This window comes from Pseudoalteromonas sp. NS-SX12, from assembly GCF_057367955.1.
Genome location: NZ_CM170634.1, coordinates 1,737,410 through 1,760,671, shown reverse-complemented (window position 1 = coordinate 1,760,671; position 23,262 = coordinate 1,737,410). Strand labels below are relative to the sequence as shown.

Below are 23,262 nucleotides of genomic sequence, written 5' to 3'. Positions count from 1 at the left end.
AGTATCGTTGTGTGGTTTTGGATTAAACATTTATCGTTAGGTTTTATCTTAATTGCGGCCGCACTGTACCTTCTACTTGGCAAAGGGCCTGTATTAGAAGCTAACAAATCAAATGCAGCAGCAGAAGGCTTATCTAACTTCTATAATAGCTTTCGCAGTACCTTAAGCTCGATGACTGAACGCGAGAAATACGTCATTCAGTTAGGCGAACCCGACACCACTTTGGCAGAGCAACTAAGACAGCGTCGTACCTCAAACAAAATTCCAGCGCATTGGCGTGGTGAAATTAAAGCGCGCCGCTTCGCGAAAGGCGATACATTAAAAGAAGTGATGTCGGATTTTGCCAAGCAAGAAGGCATTGAGTTTTTGTGGTATCTCGACAAAGATTACGTCATTAAAGATAATTTTCGCGTAGACGAAACCTTTATAACAACCTTGTACCAAGTTTCAAAAGCCATCGACAGTGACTTCGAGAATACGGTATACGGCTTTTTCTGTTATAAACATAGCACCGCAGTTATCACTGAAAATCCAACCCGCTATGTGCGTGATAACTGCGTTAAAGCGACTCTCTAAGCTAAATACTTTTGCCAAATTGTCGTAACGGCGTTTACATCGTTTTGCACGCTTTCAAGGCTCACTAGCTTCGCTTCTTGGCGTAAACTCACTTGGTGGTACAGTTCACGATAATCGCAATATGCTGATGTTAGCTGCTGCATTTCAATAGGCTCAATAAAACCATGCTCTGCTGCACTGGCAAATATACGTATGTTATCGGAATACTGAGTTATTTTTGGCTGAGCATAGGCATTTTTTAAGACAAAATATTGCGCCAAAAACTCAATATCCGCCATGCCCCCTACGCCTTGTTTAATATCAAACTCAGAACCACTGCCTTTAATTAAATGGTCGCGCATTTTTTGTCGCATGTTTACGACATCCTCACGTAATTTTTGTTCATCACGCTGACGCGACAGCACTTCATTTCTAATTTCATTAAAACGCGCGAGTAACGATGCTTGACCATAGGTCATGCGCGCTCTCACTAGTGCCTGATGCTCCCATGTCCACGCTTGTTTTAACTGATATTCACGAAAGGTCTCAATATTAATAGCCAATAAGCCAGACGCCCCTTCCGGGCGTAAGCGTGTATCAAGCTCATAAAGAATGCCAGAAGCGGTACGAGTATTAAATAAATGCAATAAACGCTGTGCTAACTTCAAATAAAACTGGCGCGCATCAATTTGTTTATCGCCATTAGTTTGTCCAACACCATCACAGTTATGCACAAATACCAAATCAAGATCAGAATCGTAGCCTAGTTCTACCCCACCCGCTTTGCCATACGCGATAACTGCAAAGCCTTTTTCATCATCGCTGGCCTCGGGTGGATAGCCAAAACGCGTTACCATTTGCTGCCAAGCCAGATTTACACACTGAGCTACTATCGCTTCTGATAATGCCGTAAGGTGGTCACTTACTTTCATAACATCAAGCACACCGGTGGCATCTGCCGCGGCAATACGTAATTGATGCGTTTGTTTAAACTGACGCAATGCTTCCATTTGCAGCTCTAAGTCATTTTCATCGATACGTAAAAAGTACTGACGGATTTCCTGCTCATAGCCACTTAACGGCAAGGTTTTATAAAGTTGAGCAGGGTCAATTAACTCATCCAGCAAAATAGGATAACAAGCTAAATGATCGCCTATCCATTTGCTATGCGCACAGAGTTTAAATAGCTGATTGAGTGCCCCTGGATTTTCTAGCAATAACTCCAAATAGGCTGTACGTGAAATCACTTTCTCTACCACAGCGAGTACGCGCTTAAGAATACTCGGTTCACAACCGCATTTATCTGCTTGCTGCAGTAATAGCGGCATCAATTTATCAAGCACATCGCGCCCGCGCCCGCCCAGTTTGCGCTTGGTTCCCGACACTTTAAAATCATAAACGATATTAAAAAACTCGGTATTTTGCCCAAACAACAAATGCGAACTAATCACCTCGATACTTGGCTTTTCCCACAGCAGTTCATAACGCGAGTCGACATCTTGTTCATCGTCATCTTCCGCGCCTATCATGGCATTAAACTCATCGTGAATAAGTCGCATTTGTTGATTAATCAATGCTGTTGCATCACCATAATTTGACGTTTCTAACAACGCACTTAAACGCATTTGACCAAGGTCATCTTGTGGCAATGTTTGTGTTTGTTTGTCATCAAACTGCTGTAAATATTGCTCAATACGGCGTAAAAACAAATATCCGTCAGTTAATGTATTGGCAACGTCTTGTGGTACTTCGCTAAGCGTTGCTAATGCTTCAAGCGCTTTACAAAATGATTGCACCTGTAAACTTGGCTCGCGCCCTCCTCGGATCATTTGCAGAGCTTGCACCACAAACTCGGCTTCACGAATACCACCAGCACCAAGTTTAATGTTTTCAGTAAGCCCTTTACGACGTACATCTTGTGCGATAAGTGCTTTCATTTTTCGAAGCGATTCAATCACCGAAAAATCTATGTATTTACGATAAACAAAAGGCCTTAGTAAATCGTAAAACTCTTGCCAGTAGCTTGATTCAGTACCAAGTAACCGCGCCTTTAACATGGCATAGCGCTCCCAATCACGACCTTGCTCTTGGTAATACTCCTCCATTGCATTAAAGCTCATAACTAATGGGCCACTGTCACCAAACGGTCGAAGACGCATATCAACGCGGAAAACTTGTCCTTCAGGCGTGACCTGATTCAATGCGGCAATGGTTTTTTGCGCTACTTTCGTGAAGAAAACTTGTGCTTCACACGATTTACGTCCACCTTGGGTTTCAACTTGGTATGGATAGGTAAAAATCAGGTCGATATCTGACGAGTAATTAAGCTCATAACCGCCCAGCTTGCCCATGCCTAAAATCAGCATCGGCATGGCATCCCCTTTTTCATCAGTAGGCTTACCCCAAACGCTAGCAACCTGCGCATAAGCCCAGCGATACGCTGAATCTATTAACTGTTCACTTAATTGAGAGGTGTAACTAATGCTGTCGCGAATATCATTTTTAAGCACAAGATCAAGGTATGCGAGCTTTAGCCAATGCAAATTGCGATATTCTCTGAGCGTTTGAAATGCATCACTTTCTGCAATCTGAGCAAGTGATTGCGTATCAAAAACAGCGCTGGTATCACGTGATGCAAGCCATTGCTCATTGTGTAAATAGTCGATAAAGTGTGGATGCTGCGCCAATATACGAAAAGCAAAGTCGCTCAACGCTAATAGTGCCACTACATTTGGTTCAGCTTGCTTATCAGCAAAAATCTCATTAAATCGCTGCTGCCCCAGTTGTTGTAAACCTTGTGCTAACCCCATAACTTACTTACACTCTTAAACTAAATTCTAAAGCTATCCAGTATCTTAGCAAAAAAGAAAGCTATTTTTATGTCTTATATCAGTCTATCTAACGATCTTTTAGTCGCATTCGCCATCACTGGACTATTGGTTTTGGTTGTCTTAATGGTGGTTAAAAAGCAATTACAAGCCGACAGCAGCGAACATGATTTAATGGATGAATTAGCGAAAAAAGATAACTTTGCTATGGGCATTAGTTATGCGTCTTCTATTTTCAGCATTATTTTAGTTGTTAGTTTTATTGCAAGGGAATTTGACTTGTCGCAATGGCAAGAAAGTTTACCGCACATGGCACTCGCACTCGCGCTTGCATTAGTGTTTATTTGGTTTGGTAAGTGGATCCATAACCGCCTCATTCTAAGAGATTTTAATGAAGCAAGGGCAATAGAGAAGCGCAATGTATGCGCAGCACTCATCGATACCGGTGTATTGCTGGCAAATTCAATCATTGTGCTTGGTCTTTACAAATGGTCTAAAGCGACAAACTTTAATACTTTACTGATTGATATTATCGCGTTTATTGCCATTCAATTTATTATTTTGCTGCATACTCGCTGGCAAGAAAAACGCTTTGCCGCGACTAACCAAGGCGCTTCAATGCAAACTTATTTTGCCTACGACAACACGTCAATAGGCTTGCGCTTTGCGTCACGCATGATTGCATTATCGCTAGCAATTTTTGCGGCACTTGCCAGCATTCAGTTTATTGCCGGTAACTTTATCGACAATATCATTATGATTTTATTAAACGTAGTTGTGTTTGTTGCACTGCACCAAATTACCGCACTATTGGTATTAAAACTGGCGCTACCAAAAGTACAAAACAACATTGAAGTGGAACAACAAGACAACATCGGCATCGCCAGTATTGAGCTTGCTGTTCATATTGCGATAGGAATTTTACTACTGCGTTTGTTCTCGCTGTAACATCTGCTTTAATTGGAATTTGAGCAAGCGCGGTTTATCGCGTTTGCCCTTTCCAGCTAAAGAATAGAGCGCCAAGCAATAGAAACACCACACTTTGCCCAATGAGAATAAACAGCTGTGGTGCAATTTCAACAAAACCTGCCCCCTCTAACATCACGGCACGCGCACCAATCAGCATTTGTGTAAGTGGAAATACCTGAGAAATTGCCTGTACAAATGCAGGGCTGCCTTCAAGTGAAAACCACACACCCGACAACATCATCATCGGCCATGACACTAAATTGAGAATGCCACCGGTAAATTCTTCCGACTCAGAACGACACGCGATCAGTAACGATAGCGAAATTAGTGAAAACGCACCGAGTACGCACAGCACTAATAACCACAACATACTGCCGATTAAATAAAAATCAAAAATAAGATGACAGGCTACGAATATGGCGGACGTTAATGCCACAACAATCAATAAACGCGAAACGATTTGCGCTGCCAGGAATTCTACCGGCTTTAATGGCGTGGCACTTAAGCGCTTTAGCACCGCGTTTTTACGATAACGTACAATCACATAACCCACGCCATACAAACAAGAAAACATCATATTCATCGCTAAAATGCCGGGCACAACCCAGTCAAGGTAGCGAATTTCTTGGCCTTCTATTGCCTCTTTTACGAACGGCGCGGTTGCTTGTGCTGTTTCAGAAAGTAGCAATTTTTCTGCAATATAACCGTTGGCAGAACTTGAATTTACCCAATACTGTTTTGCATCAAAGCTCACCAGTAAATCCAATTTGTGTTGGCGTAGTTTTTCGATTGCCACACTTTCATCTTGATACTCAATAAACTCTAAATGCTTATACTGACTAATACTGTGTTGCTGTAAATCACCTACGTAGCCAATTTTAAACAGTGTCGGATTATCATTTTTAAAGATAAAGGCGAAGCCAACCACTAACAAAATAGGAAATGCTAAGTTCCAACCAAGCGCCGAACGGTCGCGGAAAAACTCTAAGTTACGCGCCACCAAAACAGCAAAAAATCGTTTAAACATCTGTTTTTTCCTCGTTAGTGTGTAATGCGTGACCTGTTAATTTAAGGAATAAATCATCTAAATTAGCCGACTTAACTTGCAGCCCCTGCAATGAAATTTGCTCCGTTAACAACTGAGCTAATGTGGCCTCGGTATTATCACTATGAATAAGCACACTGTCTTGGCTGTAATGGGCATTCGCGAACGCAATTTGTGGCGCTACATTCTGTTTTGGTAACGATATTAATGAACCTTTAAAATGCTCCCTCAATAGGTTTTCAGGGCTATTCATCGCGATAATCTGACCCTTATCCATAATTGCAATTTGGTCGCATAAGTACTCGGCTTCATCCATGTAGTGGGTCGTCAATAAAATGGTTTTGCCCGCCGCTTTAATATCATTCACTAAGTCCCAAAATAAGCGCCGGCTATGAGGGTCGAGTCCGGTGGTTGGCTCATCTAAAAAAATTAGCTCTGGGTCATTAATTAATGCCAGCGCCAATAGCAAACGCTGCTTTTGCCCGCCCGACAATTTTCGGTGATCAACATTAATAAAGTCAGTTAACTGACATTGCGTAATGAGGTCGTCGATTGGCACCGTCTTTTTATAAAACGACGAGAACAAATTTAGCGTTTCTCGTACCGTTAAATAATCTTGCAACGCGGTATGCTGAAACTGAATACCTAGCTTTTGAAAATCTTCTCGTGTAATACCCTGACCATTAAATAAAATTTCACCGGAAGTGGGCGTTAAAATCCCCTCAAGCATTTCAATGGTAGTGGTTTTGCCCGCACCATTTGGTCCTAACAAACCAAAACACGAACCTTTAGTCACTTTGAAATCAATTTTATCGACTGCACAAAAGTCTGAGAAATGCTTACTAAGCTGCTTAACCTCAAGAATTGTTGTCATAACTGCCTTTATTACTTGCCTTTGTCATTGCGCTTTTCATACCATATAAGCATATTAATCGCTGAGAGTCATTATGCGCATTCCCCATATCTACCAAGCTGGCACAATTGAAGTCGGCACAGAATTACAACTCGGCGATGATGCCGCAGGACACATAGGCCGCGTTCTAAGAATGCAACCAGGACAACAGGTTAGCTTATTTAACGGTGAAGGTGGCGAATACTTATGCACCATTTCACAAGCCAATAAAAAAAATGTATACGTTAGCATTGATGAATTTCACGATGTCACCAGTGAGTCACCGCTAAAAATCCACTTAGGGCAAGGTATTTCGCGCGGTGAAAAAATGGAATTCACCATTCAAAAGTCAGTGGAGCTTGGCATTACTGAAATCACCCCATTATTTAGCGAGCGCTGCGGTGTTAAATTACAAGGTGAACGGCTTGAAAAGAAACACCAGCAATGGCAAAAAATCGCAATTGCGGCAGCAGAGCAATCAGGTCGTAACTTTGTACCCGTTGTTCACCCACCAATAAAATTAGAGCAATGGCTAACCCAGCCAAGCGACGAAACTAAGTTAACCCTGCACCCGCGAGCTGAGCACAGCATTAAAACCATCGATAAACTTGCGAACTTTAATGCAACAGCAATGCGCTTTGTGGTTGGCCCAGAAGGCGGATTTACCGATGCCGAAATTGCTGCAACAAAAGCCGCAGACTTTGTTGATATTAAGTTGGGACCACGTGTACTGCGTACTGAGACTGCAGCACTTACTGTTCTCTCTGCGCTGCAGCTTGTCTACGGTGATTTAGCTTGATTTAAGCTACAAGCATCCCCATAACATAGAGAGTTGAAAATAAAGGAAACTAACATGACGATTAAGCTTGGCATCATTTCTGATCCTATTGCTGGATTTAATATCAAAAAAGACACCGGCTTCGCCATGATGCTCGAAGCGCAAAAACGCGGCTATGAAATTCATTACATGGAAATGAATGACTTGTTTTTACGTGGTGGGCAAAGTTTCGCAACGTCATCAGTTGCTACCGTGTTCGATAACACAGAAAAATGGTATGAACTTGAAGACAAGCAAACCATTGCTCTAGCTGATTTAGACGTGATTTTAATGCGTAAAGATCCACCATTCGATACTGAATATATTTACGCAACTTATCTGTTAGAGCGCGCCGAGCAAGCGGGTACACTCGTAATTAACAAACCGCAAAGTTTACGTGACGCTAACGAAAAACTATTTACTGCGTGGTTTAGTGAACATACCCCAGATACACTGGTAACACGTGAGCAGTCACATATCCGCGCGTTTTTAGAAGAACACAAAGACATTATTCTAAAACCCCTTGATGGAATGGGCGGCGCGTCAATTTTCCGCGTTAAACAAGATGACCCAAATATTGGCGTTATTTGCGAAACACTAACAGCACACGGCAGCCAATATGCAATGGCACAAAATTACATTCCAGCGATCAAAGATGGCGATAAGCGCGTATTAGTGGTTAACGGTGAAGTTATTCCCTATTGCTTAGCGCGTATTCCACAAGGTGGCGAAACCCGCGGTAATTTAGCCGCCGGCGGTCGAGGCGAAGCGCGCCCTATTACCGATGTAGAACGCAAAATTGCCGAAGCAGTGGCGCCAACATTAATTGAAAAAGGCTTAATTTTTGTCGGTCTTGATATTATTGGCGACAAGCTCACCGAAATTAATGTCACAGCGCCTACGTGCGTAAAAGAAATTGAGGCGGCATTTGATATTTCTATTACCGGTAAGTTATTCGACGCAATTGAGCAAAAAGTGGCGCATACTTAAAGCTGAAGATAATACAAAAGGTGCAATCAATGAGTAATCAAACCCAGTCATTACAAAATACCTTTTTAGTTGCAATGCCAAACATGCCCGACCCACGCTTTAAACACAGCGTGACTTACATTTGTGAGCACAATGAATCAGGCGCAATGGGGCTTGTTATTAATCAACCTACTAATCTTACGGTAGGCGAATTACTCGACCAAATCGATATCGAGAATAACAAAATGGCTAGTAACAGCAGTGTTGCGGTAATGTCAGGTGGTCCAGTTCACACTGACCGCGGGTTTGTATTGCACAGTACTAAGCCGGGTTATAGTTCAAGCTCGAATATCAGTTCTGATATTATGATCACCACCTCAAAAGATGTGCTTCACGAGCTGACAAGCCATGAAGCACCAGATCAATTTCTGATTACCTTAGGCTACGCAGGCTGGGATCCCGGTCAACTTGAAAAAGAGCTGATTGAAAATACTTGGCTTACCGTACCTGCCGACCCTGAGATTATTTTTAATACGCCAGCGCACTTGCGTTGGCAAAAAGCAATAGAGAGTTTAGGTATTGATATCGATAAACTTTCTCTCTATTCAGGAAATGCGTAAATGAGTAAAAACCCTATCGGGCAACGTACACTAATTGGTTTTGATTTTGGTACCAAAAGCATTGGCATTGCCGTAGGTCAGGAAATATCAGGTACGGCAACCGCACTTAGCGCTGTCGCTGCAAAAGACGGTATTCCAAACTGGGACAACGTAAAAAAAATTCTCGATGAATGGCAACCTGATTTACTAATAGTCGGCTTACCACTCAATATGGATGGCACCAACCAAGAAGTAACCTTTAAAGCCAAAAAATTTGCAAAACGATTGCATGGCATGTTCGGTTATCAAGTAGAAGTGCAAGATGAGCGCCTTACCACAACGGATGCAAAAGCACGCTTGTTTGATCACGGTGGCTACCGAAATTTAGCGAAAGATAAAGTAGATAGCATGTCGGCACAAATTATCTTAGAAAGCTATTTTGAAAGCTTGTATGGAGACTAAGCGCCTCGCTTAGTCTTTACTAATTAACTCACTATTTAGCACTTTCACACTGCCCTTTTCAGGAATAAAACCCGCTTCAATATATGCCGATTTAATGCGTTTTTGCGCTGCGAGTATTGCTAACCCTTTTTGTAACGCGTCAAACGCCGCCTTACCGTCAGGGTGGGTTTTGCTCACCACATAATGACGACTATCATCAAATGTAAGTGCAATGCCCGGCACAGCTAGTAACTCTAACGAATGCAACTTGTAGTGGTTGTTAACAGCAGGCATAAACGGCAACAAAACAAAATCCGCCCACTTTTTATCAACTGCACGAATTTGTTGTAACCATTCATCATCTTTGTACAGCTTTTTTAACTTTAAGCTTTTAAGAGTTTGCCAATCAGCGTGCCAACGGGGAGTGGAAATCGATGTGAATTGAGAAAAATCATCTAGGCTGTCAATTGCAAAGACTTTTCGGTTTTCAGGATGAGCGAATACGCCTGCTAGGTACTCACCTTTGTTAAACACAGCTGCAGAAATATAAGCGTGCTCTGCTATTTTTTCTGCATCTGCGTACCAGTAAGTGTCGAAGCTAAGTAATTGCTTACCACGCTCTAAAATATTGGTGTTGCGCAGCGTTACTTTACCCACTTGATAGTTAAACGTTTTATCAAAACCACCGAGTTTTAATGCTTGCAATGCAAGCACCATATCCACTACGTCGCGACGCATGCGATAACCGCTAAACGAGGTAATCTGATGTACATCACGTCCAGCTAGAAAAGCCTGAAAATCAACATACACATCATCGCGAATATACATATCAACGGTGTTACTTGAATTCGCAGCGTTCGCCGCAAAACCAAATAACATACTCGCTAATACACAAAAACAAATTTTAAAACGACTTAACTTCAACATAAGCGTATCACTTACTACTGGTTTTTATCTCCATCAAGGCCATCAACCGTAACACCTTGTAAAAAACCTGCACCTTGTTGCTCATTGTTGCGTAATTTAATCATTAAGCGCAGATCGTTCGGTGAATCAGCATGGTGTAGTGCGTCGGCATAATTAATGCGATGCTGCTGGTAAAGGTCAAAGAGCGCTTGGTCAAAGGTTTGCATACCCATTTCGCGCGATTTAGACATGGTTTCTTTAATAGCCCCTACTTCACCGCGTTTAATTAGTTCTGCCACCATTGGCGAGTTAAGCAATATTTCAATAGCTGCTGCACGACCATGACCATCACTGGTCGGCACAAGTTGCTGTGCAACAATAGCACGTAAGTTAAGTGCTAAATCGTACTTTAACTTATCGTGCTTTTCTTTTGGCACTAAGTGCATAATACGGTCGATTGCTTGGTTCGCGTTGTTTGCGTGCAGTGTAGCCACACACAAGTGACCTGTTTCAGCAAATGAAAGCGCATATTCCATGGTTTCTTGCGAGCGGATCTCACCAATCAAAATTACATCAGGCGCCTGACGTAAAGAGCTCTTTAGCGCCGATTCGAAACTTTCAGTATCCAGTCCCACTTCACGTTGCGTTACAATACTCTTTTGATGTTCGTGAACAAATTCAATCGGGTCCTCAATAGTTAAGATATGACCACGCTGGTTGCGGTTACGATACCCTAACAGTGCCGCAAGTGAAGTTGATTTACCGGTACCCGTACCACCCACAAACAGGACTAAGCCACGTTTTGACATTATCACATCGGTTAAAACCGGTGGTAAGCCAAGGTCGTGTACTTCCGGAATGGTGGTTACGATACGACGAACAACCATGCCCGCTTTGTCGCGCTGCCAAAAAGCCGAAACACGGAAACGACCCGAATCACGTGCGATCGCAAAGTTGCATTCTTTGGTTTCATGAAATTCGGTTTTCTGCTTGTCGGTCATTGCCGATTCAACGAGCTCTAACGCTTCTTCTTCAGTTAAATCTGAATGACCAATCGGACGAAGTTCGCCATTAACTTTTACACTTACAGGCAAGAATGTAGACACGAATAAATCCGATGCTTCACTCTCTACCATTTGTTTTAAAAAATGATCTAAGCCGTGCATAATTTACCCCTAGTAAGATCGTGCGCCTGCTGCGCCAAAGTTGCTCTTATCGTGGGCTTTTGCATATGCATCTTGCTGTGTAATTAAGCCGCGATTTAGCAAGTTACCTAAACACTGATCCATCGTCTGCATGCCGTGCGATGCACCGGTTTGTAGCGATGAATACATTTGCGCAATTTTATCTTCACGAATAAGGTTACGAATTGCTGGTGTACCTATCATGATTTCGTGTGCTGCGATTCGTCCGCCACCTACTTTTTTCACGAGTGTTTGTGAAATTACAGCACGTAATGATTCAGATAGCATTGAACGTACCATGTCTTTTTCTTCACCCGGGAATACGTCGATAATACGGTCAATGGTTTTTGGTGCTGAGGTGGTGTGCAAGGTGCCAAATACTAAGTGACCGGTTTCTGCCGCGGTCATTGCAAGTCGAATGGTTTCGAGGTCACGTAATTCACCGACCAGAATAACATCTGGATCTTCACGAAGCGCCGAGCGAAGTGCGTTATTAAAGCTGTGCGTATCACGGTGTACTTCACGTTGGTTAATTAAGCTTTGCTTATTGTCGTGTACGAATTCGATAGGGTCTTCAATAGTCAGAACATGGTGATGCTTATGCGAATTAATATAATCAATCATCGCTGCAAGCGTTGTTGATTTACCCGAACCTGTCGGTCCCGTTACCAACACTAAGCCACGCGGGTTATTGGAAATATCTTTGAATATTTCAGGACAGCCTAAGTCATCAAGGGTTAAAACGGTGCTTGGGATGGTACGAAATACCGCGGCTGGACCACGGTTAGAATTAAAGGCATTAACACGGAAACGCGCTAGGTTTGGCACTTCGAAAGAAAAGTCACATTCTAAGTTTTCTTCGTATTCTTTTCGCTGCTTATCATTCATAATATCATACACTAAGCCGTTTACGTCTTTTGGTCCAAGTGCGGGGATATTGATTCTTCGAACGTCGCCATCAACGCGGATCATAGGTGAAACACCTGATGATAAGTGTAAATCTGATGCATTATGTTGCACACTGAATGCCAGTAATTCAGTAATGTCCATTGGATTGCTCCACTAAGTTACTTATTTGAATAATTATATGATTACAATAGCAGAACGACTTAAAATAGCCTATGACAGAATCGCAAAAGCGATAAAAAATTCTCACATTTTAGGGCAAAAAGTGGCTTTATTGGCGGTCAGCAAGACAAAGCCTAGCACTTTAATACGAGAGGCCTACCAAGCTGGCCAACGTCAATTTGGCGAATCTTACGCGCAAGAAGCGGTCGATAAAATCGCTGAACTATCCGATTTGAACGACATTGAATGGCACTTTATCGGCCCTATTCAATCAAATAAAAGCGCGCAAGTAGCGGCTCATTTTGACTGGGTGCAAAGTGTCGACCGCATTAAAATAGCCAGACGCCTAAATGAACAACGCCCCGCTGAACGCGCTAAATTAAATGTGCTTATACAAATTAATATTGATGATGAGCAGAGCAAGTCTGGCTGTTCGCTGTCAGAAGTGGATGCCTTAGCTCAGTACATTGCAACATCTGACAACTTGGTATTGCGTGGTGTTATGGCCATTCCTAAAAAAAGCGATTCACTAAACGAGCAACAACACAGCTTTGCCAAACTGCAAACTTGTTTTAATCAATTGAAATCCCAATATGATAGTATAGATACGCTTTCAATGGGCATGAGTAACGATGTTGAAGCAGCAATAAGTCAAGGCAGCACTATGGTGCGTATTGGCACCGATATCTTTGGCCCAAGAAACTAACGATTAACCAAAAAGAGAGTTCCTATGTCACAAAACACCATTGCATTTATTGGTACCGGTAATATGAGTTACGCCATTATTGGCGGATTAATCAATGGCGGCTTTGCCCCAAACAATATTATCGCAACCAATCGCAATGCAGAAAAACTTGCCAAAGTTGGCAATGACTTTGGTATTCAAGTAACTAACGACAACATAAAAGCAATCGATCAGGCCGATTACGTTGTACTCTCGGTTAAACCGCAAATGATGGCAGACCTATGCCAAACCATTAAAGATTCAGGTATCGCCTACCAAGGCAAAGTGTTTATTTCCGTTGCGGCGGGCATTAAAGTGGCGCGTTTACAAGAAATGCTAGACCACCCGGTTAAGATGATCCGCTGTATGCCAAATACCCCTAGCTTACAAAGCAAAGGCGTAAGCGGCTTGTTCAGCAATAATACCAGTGAGCAAGAAAAACAATTTGCTACCGAGGTATTTAGTGCAACAGGTATTGTTACTTGGCTTTCAGAAGAAGACCAAATTAACGATATTATTGCGGTAACGGGTTCATCTCCTGCGTATGTATTTTTGTTCTTAGAAGCGATTGAACAAAAAGCAAAAGAGCTCGGTTTTAACGCTGAACAAGCAAGAGAACTGGTACAGCAAGTGGCTGTAGGTGCCAGCGATATGGTGGCAAAATCGCCTGACTTATCAATCAGTCAGTTACGTGCTAATGTTACTTCAAAAGGCGGTACAACTGCCGCTGCAATTGCGCATTTAGAGCAGCAGAACTTAACGCAAACTGTCGCCGATGCGATGGATGCGTGTATCGCACGCGCACAACAAATGGAGCAAGAATTTTAATGAATGACGCGTTTCGATTTTTAGTTGAAGTCGTTTTTGACTTGTACTTGATGGTTGTATTACTGCGCTTTTGGCTACAATCCGCGCGCGCTGATTTCTATAATCCGCTCAGCCAGTTTGTAGTAAAAGCCACCAGCCCTTTACTTAACCCAATTCGCAAGGTAATTCCTGGACTTGGCGGTTTTGATCTTGCCTCATTAGTGCTTGCACTGATTGTCGCCGCGCTCAAAATAGTGACCATTTCACTGCTGTTCTTTGGTGGAATTGAACCTGTTACCGTATTGGTTGGCAGTTTAATTACTGTGATCAAAGAAGGTTTAAACTTGGCCTTTTGGGTACTAATTATCCGAGCAATTTTAAGCTGGGTAAGCCAAGGGTATAACCCAATCGAAGCGATTTTCCATCAACTCACTGAGCCAATGCTACGCCCGATTAGAAAAATCATTCCACCAATTGGCGGGTTAGATTTATCAATCTTGGTGCTGATTATTGGCTTACAGTTTCTGCAGATCTTATTCCTTGATTTATTTAGATAAAAGCGAATAAATTCAGGTAGAATAAAAAAGCCGCAGAATGCGGCTTTTTTGTCATCTATACTAATATTAATACTTAATTTAAGGGGCGGATTATGAAAACCCTAATTTCACTTTGTTTAGCATTTTGTGCATTTATGACAACAAGCGTTTTAGCGAATACCGAGCAAGGTGGTCAATACAAAGAGCTTGGTAACTGGCAAGTGCATTACATTGCTTTTCCATCAACTGTATTGCAACCAAAAATAGCACAACACTATGGTATTGAGCGCAGTAACTACAATGCGGTTATCAATATTTCAGTATTGGATAAAGCAACGAAAAAAGCACAAAAAGTAGCTATTTCAGGCACTGCCAAAAACTTACTTGGTCACAATGAAACGCTCACATTTAAAGAAATCATCGATGGTGATGCAATTTACTATATTGCAGAACTTGGCTACAGCAATGAAGAGCTGTACCGCTTTAAGCTTGATATTAAAGGGCAAAATAAAAGCGAAGTACTCAGCTTTCAACAAAAATTTTATGTTGATTAATATTTTTTCTTAAACAAATTAGTCTACACATTAAAAAAGCGCCTTACGGCGCTTTTTTGTTATTGGCTAGTGTTACTCTTAAAGCGAGTTTACAAGCCAAGCGCAGCCATCATTTTCTGACCAATATCAACATGGTGTTGCATGGTTGAGAACTGCTTAGTTACACCTTCAGGACCAAAGGCATAAACTGGAACAGGTGCTGCTGTATGTGTACCTGTACCCCAAACAACATTTTGGTGACGAGCAAGTGCACGACCAATTTTTGCAGTGTGGTCTTCGTCTGCGTATACATAAAACTCGTTAAAGTCGTCAAACTTTGGCGTTACATCAGCACTTTGATAAGAGTGATCTGGGTCATAGTAAGGGTTGTTTTCACGCTCACCTACTTTCTCAGCTTCCTCTAGTGTCACTTTATACGCGCTGTAGTTATTGATTGCAGTCATCCAGTCGTTTGCTGTTGCAGCGTCAAAGTTCCAATCTGCGTTTGCCATATCAAGCATGTTGTAGAAAGTGCCCGACTGCTTATACAACATTTCTAAGTGGCTTAAATCACCAAAGTTGAAGTTAGGCTTGTAGTCGCGACCTTGCATGCCATCGCCAGGAAGTGTTGTTGCTTCAGGCATATTGTAACGTGAGTAACTAAAACCAAAGCTACCAGTTTCATGGTCAGCTGTTACAACAACCAGCGTATCGTTACGATCTTTTACCCATTCGTAAACCGCTTCTACCGCTTCATCAAACTTTAATAGTTCATGTAGCATCCAACCCGCATCGTTCGCGTGTCCTGCCCAGTCAATCTGACCACCTTCAATCATTAGGAAGAAGCCATCTTCATCTTTAGAAAGCACATCAAGTGCCTTTTTAGTCATTTCTTTAAGCGATGGCTGAGAACAGTTATTTGCTTCTTTACATGCTGAGTAGGCAATACCGTCAGCCATACCCGAGTTTGCGAACAAACCAAGTAGTTTAGTTGTTTCTGTTGCAGCTAGCTGCGCTTTATCAAACGCTAGTTCATAACCAAACTGCTCTTTCGCTTCAACGACTAAGTTACGGTTGTCGCTACGCTTTGATTTTTTATACACCGACTCAGGTGCGCCAAGTGCACTCATAACGTCACGATCGGCTGCATCTGTTTTAATATCAGACGGTAAGAATACGCGAGCACCACCTGAAAGTAATACATCAACATTACCACTTTCGATTAGCTCTTCAGCAATCGCAGGTTCAAGTGAACGATGTGGTTGGTGCGCGGCAAATGCCGCTGGTGTTGCATGGGTAATGCGAGTATCTGATACTAAGCCTGTTGCTTTACCTGCTTTTTTCGCTTTTTCTAAAATGGTTTCAACGATATTACCTTGGTCATCAAGGCCAATCATTTCAGAACCTGCCGCCAAGCCTGTTGCTAATTGTGTTGCAGAACACGCTGAGTCAACAACCAACTTACCATTGTCACCATGCGGTGCATTAAGAGATAAGCCCATTACACCTTGATTGGCAAAGTTAGATAACGCAGTCACACCATTTTTAGCACTGTACGTTGAATTAGGTGCGCGGCGTGCATACTCTTCAAGTAAGCCAACTTGCTGAGGGCCCATACCGTCACCAATCATTAAAATCACGTTTTTAACTTCAGTAACCGCTACTGGAGGTACTTCCACCTCTTTAATTACTTCAACTTCTTTAATTACTTCTACGATTTCTTTATCGTCAGAACCACAACCCGTCATAAGTAAGCTAGCAACTGCTAGGGCGACACATGTTTTTTTCATTATTTTGTACCCGTATGATTTAAAATTTGCGATAGCCTACTTATCTATTGTTAAACTAAGATTTCATATTTATGGCATTTAGAATAATCGCTCAGACCCTAACCTATTGAAAAGTAACAATATAACATTTCATAAAATCCACAAAGCAATACCCGTGCGCTCTTGATATAATAACTAACATCATTCCTTTAAGAATTTCGTTTTATGTCATTTGAAAAAATCGTTTTGGCAACGGGTAACCAAGGTAAAGTTGCTGAGCTTGCGGATAAACTCGCTAGTTTGAATATTGAAGTAGTCGCACAATCAGAGTTTGATGTGCCAGAAGTTGCTGAAACCGGCACCACATTTATTGAAAATGCCATAATCAAAGCAAGGCATGCGGCAAAGATTACCGGCTTACCGGCAATCGCGGACGATTCCGGTCTTGAAGTTGAAGCCCTAGGCGGTGCTCCGGGCATTTACTCAGCACGATTTGCAGGTGTTAATGCGAATGACTCAGATAACATTGATAAGCTATTAAGTGAACTGGGCGATAATCCGAATCGTACAGCCCGTTTTTGGTGTGTATTAGTCTTAATGCGCCACGCTGATGACCCTACTCCACTGATTTGCCAGGGCGTATGGCAAGGTGAAATTTTACCTGAGCGTCAAGGCGAACAAGGCTTTGGCTATGACCCGGTATTCTTTAGCCACGAGAAAAATTGCAGCGCGGCAATGCTGGATAAGGCAACTAAAAATAGCCTAAGCCACCGCGGAAAGGCGCTTAATCAACTGCTCGACTTGCTCAAGGCTAATTAATGAAACTGCCACCATTAAGTCTTTACATACACATACCTTGGTGTGTGCAAAAGTGCCCGTACTGTGACTTTAATAGTCATGGCGTAAAGTCAGATATTCCTGAATCAGCTTACGTACAGCACTTGCTAGATGATTTAAAAACCGACCTTGCATATGTACAAGGCCGTAAACTCACTAGTATATTTATCGGTGGTGGTACACCGAGCCTGTTTAGTGAAAAAGCTATTGCAAACTTATTGCAAGGTGTTGAGCGCCTTATACCATTTGCAAAGGATATAGAAATTACCCTTGAAGCTAACCCAGGTACCGTTGAAACTGAGCGTTTTATTGGTTACCGCGCCGCTGGCGTCAATCGTATTTCGATTGGTGTTCAATCGCTGCAACAAGACAAACTAAAAAGCCTTGGCCGTATTCACAATGCCGATGAAGCAATTAATGCAGCAAAATTGGCAAAGACCATAGGTTTAAACAGTTTTAATATGGACTTAATGCATGGATTGCCAGATCAATCCATCGATGATGCACTGAGTGATCTTAAACAAGTTATCGCGCTCAATCCGCCTCATATTTCGTGGTATCAACTCACCATTGAGCCAAATACCCAATTTGCATCAAAGCCGCCTGTCCTGCCTGAAGATGAAACCTTGTGGCAGATTCAAGAACAAGGCCACCAGCTGTTAACAGATGCAGGTTACGAGCAATATGAAATATCAGGCTACGCCAAACCGGGTTATCAATGCCAGCATAATTTAAATTACTGGCGTTTTGGTGATTACTTGGGTATTGGCTGTGGCGCCCATGGCAAAATCACCGATTTAACAACACAAAAACTGGTACGCACTGTTAAGGTAAAACACCCTAAAGGCTATATGGACTTAACCAGACCATACCTATTTGATAGCTGGCACGTCGCAAATGATGAACTGCCTTTTGAATATTTCATGAACCGCTTGCGCCTACATGAATCATTCAACATCAACGAGTTTGTTGAGTTTACTGGGCTGCCACTTGAACACGTTGAAACTAATTTAAATCACGCGGTTACTGCAGGATTAATGCAAAAAAACGACAATATCTGGCAAGTTACCGCAAAAGGACACCGCTTTTTAAATGACTTGTTACAATTATTTGTGTAACGTCGTTTGTAGCGACCCCTGTAAAACAGTAACGTTGAGTAAATACTTCGTTATAAAGTCATAACTATAAAGGTAAAACAAAATGCTTAAGCGCTCATTAATTGCAGCAGCAATCAGCTCTGTTTTTTTAGTTGGTTGTCAAACACCAGCAACAACACAAGATACAACTGCTGAAGTAGTTAAACAACAATCAGAAAACGAACGTGCAAACGCGTTCTTTGAAGAAGTTTTTATGCGCGGCGTAATGCGCAGCCCTGTTTACCAAACCTACATGGGCATCAAAAAAGACTATGACAAATGGGACGACGGTTCTGAAGCACGTGCGTTAGAAGATTTAGCGCTTGCGAAAAAAGACCTTGAAACGCTGCGCGCTTTTGACCGCAGCAAGCTAGATAGCACGACACAAGTTAGCTATGACTTAATGGAACAGCGTTTAGTACAAAGCATTGATGACTTTAAATGGCGCTACCACACGTATCCAGTAAATCAAATGTATGGCACACACTCAATGATCCCTGCATTTTTGATTAACCAACATCAAATTGCCGATTTAAGTGATGCAAAAGCGTATATTTCTCGTTTAAATGGTGTACCAACGGTATTTGAACAACTTGAAAAAGATCTAGAAACTCGTGCTGAAAAAGGCATTATCGCGCCTAAATTCGTGTTCCCACATGTAATTGATTCAAGCAAAAACATCTTAAAAGGTGCGCCTTTCACAAGTGGTGAAGATTCAACCCTGCTTGCTGACTTTAAACGCAAAGTGGCAAAGTTAGAAATCGCACAAGATGAAAAAGACGCTCTTATCACTGATGCAACAAATGCGCTTAAAACAGCGGTTGGCCCTGCCTATGAATCGCTTATCAGCTACTTAATTGGTTTAGAATCTCGCGCTGATAACCGCGATGGTGCTTGGAAGTTCCCGCAAGGTGAGGCTTACTACAACAATGCATTAGCACGCACGACAACAACCGATCTTACGGCAAAAGAAATTCACGCGATTGGTTTAGCTGAAGTTGCACGTATTCATGATGAAATGCGTGAAATCAAAGATAAAGTTGGCTTTAAAGGCGACTTAAAAGCGTTCATGGAGTTCATGAAAACCGACAAGCAGTTCTACTTGCCAAACACGGAAAAAGGTAAAGCAAAATACCTTGCTGATGCGACAGCAATGATCGATAACATGAAGTCACGCCTTGATGAGTTATTTATCGTTAAGCCAAAAGCCGACATGATTGTAAAACGTGTTGAAGCATTCCGTGAAAAAGCAGCGGGTAAAGCATTTTACCAGCAACCTGCGCCAGATGGCTCACGCCCTGGTATTTACTATGCCAACCTGTACGATATGGAAGCGATGCCAACTTACCAAATGGAAGCGCTTGCTTACCATGAAGGTATTCCAGGCCACCACATGCAAATTGCTATCGCGCAAGAGCTTGAAGGCGTTCCTAAGTTCCGTAAATTTGGCGGTTACACAGCATACGTTGAAGGCTGGGGTTTATACTCTGAAATGGTGCCTAAAGAAATGGGTTTATACGAAGACCCTTACTCAGACTTTGGTCGCTTAGCGATGGAGTTATGGCGTGCATGTCGCTTAGTAGTAGATACAGGTATTCACGCGATGAAGTGGACGCGTCAACAAGGTATCGACTACTACGTAAATAACACGCCGAATGCAACCTCAGACGGCGTTAAGATGGTAGAGCGTCACATTGTAATGCCATCACAAGCAACGGCGTACAAAATCGGTATGATCAAGATTGTAGAATTACGTGAAAGCGCGAAAAAGCAACTTGGTGAAAAGTTCGATATTCGTGAATTCCACGATGTAGTGCTTAAGAGCGGCCCGGTGCCACTTAATACTCTTGAAGGCTTTGTAAACGATTGGGTTGCAAGCAAACAAGGTTAATAAGCATTAAAAAATAAAAGGCGTATAAAGCGCCTTTTATTTTTTATCAATTAAGATACAAAAAAGGCCGCAATTGCGGCCTTTTTTACTGTAACAACTTATCGCGGCATTAACCGTTGATGAAGTCGATACCTTCTTGAATGTCTTTGTTAAGCGTTTCAAGCATGTCGTTCTTTGCTTTCTCTTCGAATGCGCTAAGCTCACCGTAAGAAAGGATTTCTTCAACACCGTTTTTGCCTAAACGTACTGGGTGTGCGAAGTATGCAGCGTCACCACCGTCGATTGCAACGTATGCGTAGTCGATAACACCTTCTTCACCTTGTAAGCCTTTAACTAAAGACTGAGTGAAACGTGCAGCTGCTGCGCCCATTGAAAGTGTCGCTGAACCGCCACCCGCTTTTGCGTTAACAACTTCAGTACCCGCGTTTTGAATACGTGGAGTAAGTGCTTCAACTTCTTCTGCTGTGAACTCAACACCTTCAACTTGTGAAAGAAGTGGAAGAATAGTTGTACCTGAGTGACCACCGATTACTGGTACTTTAACAGAAGCAACGTCTACGCCCTTAAGTTCAGCGATGAACGCTTCTGAACGGATAACGTCTAGTGTTGTTACACCGAATACACGGTTAGCTTCGTAAGTACCTGCCTTTTTGAATACTTCAGCAACGATTGGTACAGTGCCGTTTACAGGGTTAGTAATAACACCTACAAGCGCCTTAGGACAGTTTTTAACAATGCCTTCAGCAAGTGTTTTAACAATGCTTGCATTAACATTGAATAAGTCTGCACGGTCCATACCCGGCTTACGCGGCATACCTGCTGGAATAATTACGATATCTGCGCCAGCAAGTGCTGCATCTAAATCGTCTTTACCAAAACCTTCAACTTTAACTGCAGTTGGGATATGTGATAGGTCAACAGCAACACCTGGAACAACTGGCGCTACATCGTATAACGATAGCTCAGAACCAGCTGGTAATTGTGTTTTAAGTAATAAAGAAAGGGCCTGGCCGATACCACCAGCTGCGCCTAAAACTGCAACTTTCATGTGAATTCTCCGTGATTAGAGGTAGGTATTTAAAAAAGTGCCATAAAGATAATGAAAAGTGCGCATAAAAACAAATAAAACAGGTATTTTTTATATAAATCTCGACCATAGTTGTAAACTTTATCCGACTAGATTAGTTGACAACGCTATCAATTAAAAAATCGCGTTTTCATTGAGATTAATTCAACTCTAATTGACTTAAGATGACGATTTTATTAATGCATTTAACCCTAACTTGTGTAAAATTTAAGGTAACGTCCATCAATTGGTTAAACAGCCCGTTCACATGCAAATACAAGATAAACAAGAAGCGCTGGTTAAAGCGTTCAAAGCCCTTTTAAAAGAAGAAAACTTTGGCTCACAAGGCGAGATTGTTGATGCCTTAAAAGACATGGGTTTTGACAATATTAGTCAGAGCAAAGTGTCTCGCATGTTAAGTAAATTTGGTGCTGTACGTACACGTAATGCAAAACAAGAGATGGTGTATTGTTTACCTGCAGAAATGGGCGTACCGACAGCGAAGAGCCCGCTGCGCCAACTGGTAATTGATATTATGCATAACGAAATGATGATCATCATTCGTACCAGCCCAGGTGCTGCACAACTAATTGCACGTTTGCTTGATTCACTTGGCAAAGCAGACGGAGTGTTAGGCACTATTGCCGGTGATGACACGATTTTCATTGCGCCAGCAAAAATTTCAGAAATTGATGTCACGCTTGAACGCGTAAAAAACTTATTTGAAAACGTGTAACTCTATTTTTGAGAGTTCATCCTCATTGATGAACTCTCTGCTACCTAGCTAATTCCCTTAGCATATTCACTGATGGTGCAAAAAATGCCGCACCAAAATCACTTTTCGCAAACTCCAGCCACATATCAGGGCCATTATCATCAATGTAGCCTAAACGGTGTTTGAGAAGCGTTTGAAAGGCATAGCCGTTATTTGCACAGCTAATAAATAAAAAGCCCTGCTGGTTAATATCAGCAAATGGCATGCCTTGATTTAAAAATAATGCATTGCCATGGTCATCGTAAAGCTCTGTACGAGCACTATGACTATTTTCCGGAGCGCAGCTAACCGCTTGGTTAGAATTAGCCATTCGGCCCATTACAATTTCTTGTTCAGCTTTTGAGATTTCTTGCCATGCCTTTAAATCATAACGATAACGCTGCACATGAATATAACTGCCTGCAGAAAATGCAACGTCTTCCTCTCCCACTAAAGCAACAAGCTGCTTTTTGCGACCATGGGGATTGGCAACACCATAAATAAAGCCATTTAGGTCACGACCATCTAAATAATGAAAACACTTAACTTGGTCAATCAGCTCAATATCACCACTCAGTAATTCAATCACTTCCATCACAAACAAATGAACAACATCAAGGCGATCTGCCCTAATTTGTATCATTAAATCTATTGGACGTGATGGCGTAGCATGCTCAATATGTTCAAATTGCGGAAAGCCTGCCAACGTTTTTGGCATTTTACTGGGGTAAATATGTGGCCAGAATTGCGAACCTATCGCCACAACACAAGACACAAGCGCTTCTGAAAATTCGTGATCAAACCGCTCTTGCATATCAATAATACTTGCCAATTTTTTCGACAAGCTGAGTTCTTGGCCATCTAATACATTTAAAAATAAATGCACACCATGTAAATTGGCTTCAGCACAAACTCCTGATTGCGCTTGTGGCATAG

23 protein-coding genes are annotated in these 23,262 nt (G+C 42.1%); 14 read left to right on the top strand and 9 right to left on the bottom strand.

The features are described 5' to 3' along the window. The first annotated feature begins 9 nt into the window (after positions 1 to 9). Positions 10 to 576 carry a TcpQ domain-containing protein gene (locus AC2IOM_RS08210; RefSeq protein ID WP_105170611.1) on the top strand — a complete coding sequence of 189 codons (567 nt, stop codon included), beginning with the start codon at positions 10 to 12 and terminating at the stop codon, positions 574 to 576. Here the strand turns inward: AC2IOM_RS08210 and glnE are convergent. Beyond that, on the bottom strand, positions 573 to 3,365 hold the full coding sequence (glnE, locus tag AC2IOM_RS08205) for a bifunctional [glutamate--ammonia ligase]-adenylyl-L-tyrosine phosphorylase/[glutamate--ammonia-ligase] adenylyltransferase (RefSeq protein ID WP_486358081.1): 2,793 nt from the start codon (positions 3,363 to 3,365) through the stop codon (positions 573 to 575). The two genes, AC2IOM_RS08210 and glnE, sit on opposite strands and share 4 nt — an antisense overlap. 69 nt (positions 3,366 to 3,434) lie before the next feature. Here glnE and AC2IOM_RS08200 point away from each other — a divergent pair, with 69 nt between their 5' ends. After that, entirely contained in the window at positions 3,435 to 4,331 is an 897-nt protein-coding gene (locus tag AC2IOM_RS08200; RefSeq protein ID WP_040641991.1) for a DUF350 domain-containing protein, read from the top strand. 34 nt (positions 4,332 to 4,365) lie between these two features. On the opposite strand, the gene AC2IOM_RS08195 is transcribed toward AC2IOM_RS08200, so the two are convergent. After that, positions 4,366 to 5,379: an ABC transporter permease gene (locus AC2IOM_RS08195; protein WP_486358080.1), complete on the bottom strand. Its 1,014-nt coding sequence runs from the start codon at positions 5,377 to 5,379 to the stop codon at positions 4,366 to 4,368. After that, positions 5,372 to 6,271 (bottom strand): ABC transporter ATP-binding protein, encoded by a 900-nt coding sequence (locus AC2IOM_RS08190; RefSeq protein ID WP_486358079.1) that lies wholly within the window; start codon positions 6,269 to 6,271, stop codon positions 5,372 to 5,374. The genes AC2IOM_RS08195 and AC2IOM_RS08190 overlap by 8 nt, the downstream gene beginning before the upstream one ends. Positions 6,272 to 6,344: 73 nt before the next feature. Between AC2IOM_RS08190 and rsmE the strand changes: the two genes are divergently transcribed. Genes rsmE through ruvX form a run of 4 tightly spaced genes read left to right on the top strand, consistent with a single transcriptional unit; the run spans position 6,345 to position 9,136 of the window. Next, the gene (gene rsmE, locus AC2IOM_RS08185; RefSeq protein ID WP_486358078.1) at positions 6,345 to 7,088 is read left to right on the top strand and encodes a 16S rRNA (uracil(1498)-N(3))-methyltransferase; all 744 of its coding nucleotides are present in this window, start codon (positions 6,345 to 6,347) and stop codon (positions 7,086 to 7,088) included. Between the two features lie 54 nt (positions 7,089 to 7,142). Next, entirely contained in the window at positions 7,143 to 8,096 is a 954-nt protein-coding gene (gshB, locus tag AC2IOM_RS08180) for a glutathione synthase (protein ID WP_138634098.1), read from the top strand. 29 nt (positions 8,097 to 8,125) lie between these two features. Then, positions 8,126 to 8,695: a YqgE/AlgH family protein gene (locus AC2IOM_RS08175; protein WP_010561715.1), complete on the top strand. Its 570-nt coding sequence runs from the start codon at positions 8,126 to 8,128 to the stop codon at positions 8,693 to 8,695. Further along, positions 8,696 to 9,136 carry a Holliday junction resolvase RuvX gene (gene ruvX, locus AC2IOM_RS08170; RefSeq protein WP_010561716.1) on the top strand — a complete coding sequence of 147 codons (441 nt, stop codon included), beginning with the start codon at positions 8,696 to 8,698 and terminating at the stop codon, positions 9,134 to 9,136. A gap of 9 nt (positions 9,137 to 9,145) precedes the next feature. Here the strand turns inward: ruvX and AC2IOM_RS08165 are convergent, their stop codons facing one another. Genes AC2IOM_RS08165 through AC2IOM_RS08155 form a run of 3 tightly spaced genes read right to left on the bottom strand, consistent with a single transcriptional unit; the run spans position 9,146 to position 12,255 of the window. Further along, positions 9,146 to 10,042, bottom strand: coding sequence for a hypothetical protein (locus tag AC2IOM_RS08165; protein ID WP_486358077.1), 897 nt, complete (start codon positions 10,040 to 10,042; stop codon positions 9,146 to 9,148). Between the two features lie 14 nt (positions 10,043 to 10,056). Then, complete coding sequence (locus AC2IOM_RS08160) at positions 10,057 to 11,187, bottom strand: PilT/PilU family type 4a pilus ATPase (protein WP_054979995.1); 1,131 nt, start codon at positions 11,185 to 11,187, stop codon at positions 10,057 to 10,059. A 9-nt stretch (positions 11,188 to 11,196) separates the two neighbouring features. Beyond that, complete coding sequence (locus tag AC2IOM_RS08155; protein WP_010561719.1) at positions 11,197 to 12,255, bottom strand: type IV pilus twitching motility protein PilT; 1,059 nt, start codon at positions 12,253 to 12,255, stop codon at positions 11,197 to 11,199. A 37-nt stretch (positions 12,256 to 12,292) separates the two neighbouring features. Here AC2IOM_RS08155 and AC2IOM_RS08150 point away from each other — a divergent pair, with 37 nt between their 5' ends. The 4 genes from AC2IOM_RS08150 to AC2IOM_RS08135 all read left to right on the top strand — a co-directional run bounded on the left by AC2IOM_RS08150 (position 12,293) and on the right by AC2IOM_RS08135 (position 14,894). After that, on the top strand, positions 12,293 to 12,979 hold the full coding sequence (locus AC2IOM_RS08150) for a YggS family pyridoxal phosphate-dependent enzyme (RefSeq protein WP_486358076.1): 687 nt from the start codon (positions 12,293 to 12,295) through the stop codon (positions 12,977 to 12,979). A gap of 24 nt (positions 12,980 to 13,003) precedes the next feature. Then, entirely contained in the window at positions 13,004 to 13,825 is an 822-nt protein-coding gene (gene proC / locus AC2IOM_RS08145) for a pyrroline-5-carboxylate reductase (protein ID WP_486358075.1), read from the top strand. Then, the gene (locus tag AC2IOM_RS08140; RefSeq protein WP_486358074.1) at positions 13,825 to 14,361 is read left to right on the top strand and encodes a YggT family protein; all 537 of its coding nucleotides are present in this window, start codon (positions 13,825 to 13,827) and stop codon (positions 14,359 to 14,361) included. The genes proC and AC2IOM_RS08140 overlap by 1 nt, the downstream gene beginning before the upstream one ends. Positions 14,362 to 14,453: 92 nt before the next feature. Beyond that, positions 14,454 to 14,894, top strand: coding sequence for a DUF4426 domain-containing protein (locus AC2IOM_RS08135; protein WP_486358073.1), 441 nt, complete (start codon positions 14,454 to 14,456; stop codon positions 14,892 to 14,894). An 89-nt stretch (positions 14,895 to 14,983) separates the two neighbouring features. Here the strand turns inward: AC2IOM_RS08135 and AC2IOM_RS08130 are convergent, their stop codons facing one another. Next, positions 14,984 to 16,663, bottom strand: a complete 1,680-nt coding sequence (locus AC2IOM_RS08130; RefSeq protein ID WP_010561724.1) for an alkaline phosphatase — start codon at positions 16,661 to 16,663, stop codon at positions 14,984 to 14,986. Positions 16,664 to 16,867: 204 nt separating this feature from the next. On the opposite strand from AC2IOM_RS08130, the gene rdgB reads away from it, so the two are divergent. The 3 genes from rdgB to AC2IOM_RS08115 all read left to right on the top strand — a co-directional run bounded on the left by rdgB (position 16,868) and on the right by AC2IOM_RS08115 (position 20,506). After that, positions 16,868 to 17,461 (top strand): RdgB/HAM1 family non-canonical purine NTP pyrophosphatase, encoded by a 594-nt coding sequence (gene rdgB / locus AC2IOM_RS08125; RefSeq protein ID WP_105170564.1) that lies wholly within the window; start codon positions 16,868 to 16,870, stop codon positions 17,459 to 17,461. Further along, positions 17,461 to 18,597 carry a radical SAM family heme chaperone HemW gene (hemW, locus tag AC2IOM_RS08120; RefSeq protein WP_486358072.1) on the top strand — a complete coding sequence of 379 codons (1,137 nt, stop codon included), beginning with the start codon at positions 17,461 to 17,463 and terminating at the stop codon, positions 18,595 to 18,597. Before rdgB ends, hemW begins: the two co-directional genes overlap by 1 nt. An 82-nt stretch (positions 18,598 to 18,679) precedes the next feature. Continuing rightward, positions 18,680 to 20,506: a DUF885 domain-containing protein gene (locus AC2IOM_RS08115; protein ID WP_486358071.1), complete on the top strand. Its 1,827-nt coding sequence runs from the start codon at positions 18,680 to 18,682 to the stop codon at positions 20,504 to 20,506. A 109-nt stretch (positions 20,507 to 20,615) separates the two neighbouring features. On the opposite strand, the gene mdh is transcribed toward AC2IOM_RS08115, so the two are convergent. Continuing rightward, positions 20,616 to 21,554 (bottom strand): malate dehydrogenase, encoded by a 939-nt coding sequence (gene mdh, locus AC2IOM_RS08110; protein ID WP_010561728.1) that lies wholly within the window; start codon positions 21,552 to 21,554, stop codon positions 20,616 to 20,618. A 286-nt stretch (positions 21,555 to 21,840) separates the two neighbouring features. On the opposite strand from mdh, the gene argR reads away from it, so the two are divergent. Further along, a complete protein-coding gene (gene argR / locus AC2IOM_RS08105) occupies positions 21,841 to 22,308 on the top strand; it encodes a transcriptional regulator ArgR (protein WP_010561729.1) in 468 nt (155 codons plus the stop codon). A gap of 40 nt (positions 22,309 to 22,348) precedes the next feature. Here the strand turns inward: argR and AC2IOM_RS08100 are convergent, their stop codons facing one another. Then, positions 22,349 to 23,260: a Dyp-type peroxidase gene (locus AC2IOM_RS08100; RefSeq protein ID WP_105170561.1), complete on the bottom strand. Its 912-nt coding sequence runs from the start codon at positions 23,258 to 23,260 to the stop codon at positions 22,349 to 22,351. Positions 23,261 to 23,262 lie beyond the last annotated feature (2 nt).

Coding starts and splice junctions, on each gene's coding strand:
- hemW (WP_486358072.1), top strand. CDS start 17,461: ATGAAACTGCCACCATTAAGTCTTTACATACACATACCTTGGTGTGTG.
- AC2IOM_RS08135 (WP_486358073.1), top strand. CDS start 14,454: ATGAAAACCCTAATTTCACTTTGTTTAGCATTTTGTGCATTTATGACA.
- argR (WP_010561729.1), top strand. CDS start 21,841: ATGCAAATACAAGATAAACAAGAAGCGCTGGTTAAAGCGTTCAAAGCC.
- gshB (WP_138634098.1), top strand. CDS start 7,143: ATGACGATTAAGCTTGGCATCATTTCTGATCCTATTGCTGGATTTAAT.
- proC (WP_486358075.1), top strand. CDS start 13,004: ATGTCACAAAACACCATTGCATTTATTGGTACCGGTAATATGAGTTAC.
- AC2IOM_RS08155 (WP_010561719.1), bottom strand. CDS start 12,255: ATGGACATTACTGAATTACTGGCATTCAGTGTGCAACATAATGCATCA.
- AC2IOM_RS08200 (WP_040641991.1), top strand. CDS start 3,435: ATGTCTTATATCAGTCTATCTAACGATCTTTTAGTCGCATTCGCCATC.
- mdh (WP_010561728.1), bottom strand. CDS start 21,554: ATGAAAGTTGCAGTTTTAGGCGCAGCTGGTGGTATCGGCCAGGCCCTT.
- AC2IOM_RS08140 (WP_486358074.1), top strand. CDS start 13,825: ATGAATGACGCGTTTCGATTTTTAGTTGAAGTCGTTTTTGACTTGTAC.
- rdgB (WP_105170564.1), top strand. CDS start 16,868: ATGTCATTTGAAAAAATCGTTTTGGCAACGGGTAACCAAGGTAAAGTT.
- glnE (WP_486358081.1), bottom strand. CDS start 3,365: ATGGGGTTAGCACAAGGTTTACAACAACTGGGGCAGCAGCGATTTAAT.
- ruvX (WP_010561716.1), top strand. CDS start 8,696: ATGAGTAAAAACCCTATCGGGCAACGTACACTAATTGGTTTTGATTTT.
- AC2IOM_RS08115 (WP_486358071.1), top strand. CDS start 18,680: ATGCTTAAGCGCTCATTAATTGCAGCAGCAATCAGCTCTGTTTTTTTA.
- AC2IOM_RS08165 (WP_486358077.1), bottom strand. CDS start 10,042: ATGTTGAAGTTAAGTCGTTTTAAAATTTGTTTTTGTGTATTAGCGAGT.
- AC2IOM_RS08160 (WP_054979995.1), bottom strand. CDS start 11,187: ATGCACGGCTTAGATCATTTTTTAAAACAAATGGTAGAGAGTGAAGCA.
- AC2IOM_RS08150 (WP_486358076.1), top strand. CDS start 12,293: ATGATTACAATAGCAGAACGACTTAAAATAGCCTATGACAGAATCGCA.
- AC2IOM_RS08175 (WP_010561715.1), top strand. CDS start 8,126: ATGAGTAATCAAACCCAGTCATTACAAAATACCTTTTTAGTTGCAATG.
- rsmE (WP_486358078.1), top strand. CDS start 6,345: ATGCGCATTCCCCATATCTACCAAGCTGGCACAATTGAAGTCGGCACA.
- AC2IOM_RS08195 (WP_486358080.1), bottom strand. CDS start 5,379: ATGTTTAAACGATTTTTTGCTGTTTTGGTGGCGCGTAACTTAGAGTTT.
- AC2IOM_RS08100 (WP_105170561.1), bottom strand. CDS start 23,260: ATGCCACAAGCGCAATCAGGAGTTTGTGCTGAAGCCAATTTACATGGT.
- AC2IOM_RS08130 (WP_010561724.1), bottom strand. CDS start 16,663: ATGAAAAAAACATGTGTCGCCCTAGCAGTTGCTAGCTTACTTATGACG.
- AC2IOM_RS08190 (WP_486358079.1), bottom strand. CDS start 6,271: ATGACAACAATTCTTGAGGTTAAGCAGCTTAGTAAGCATTTCTCAGAC.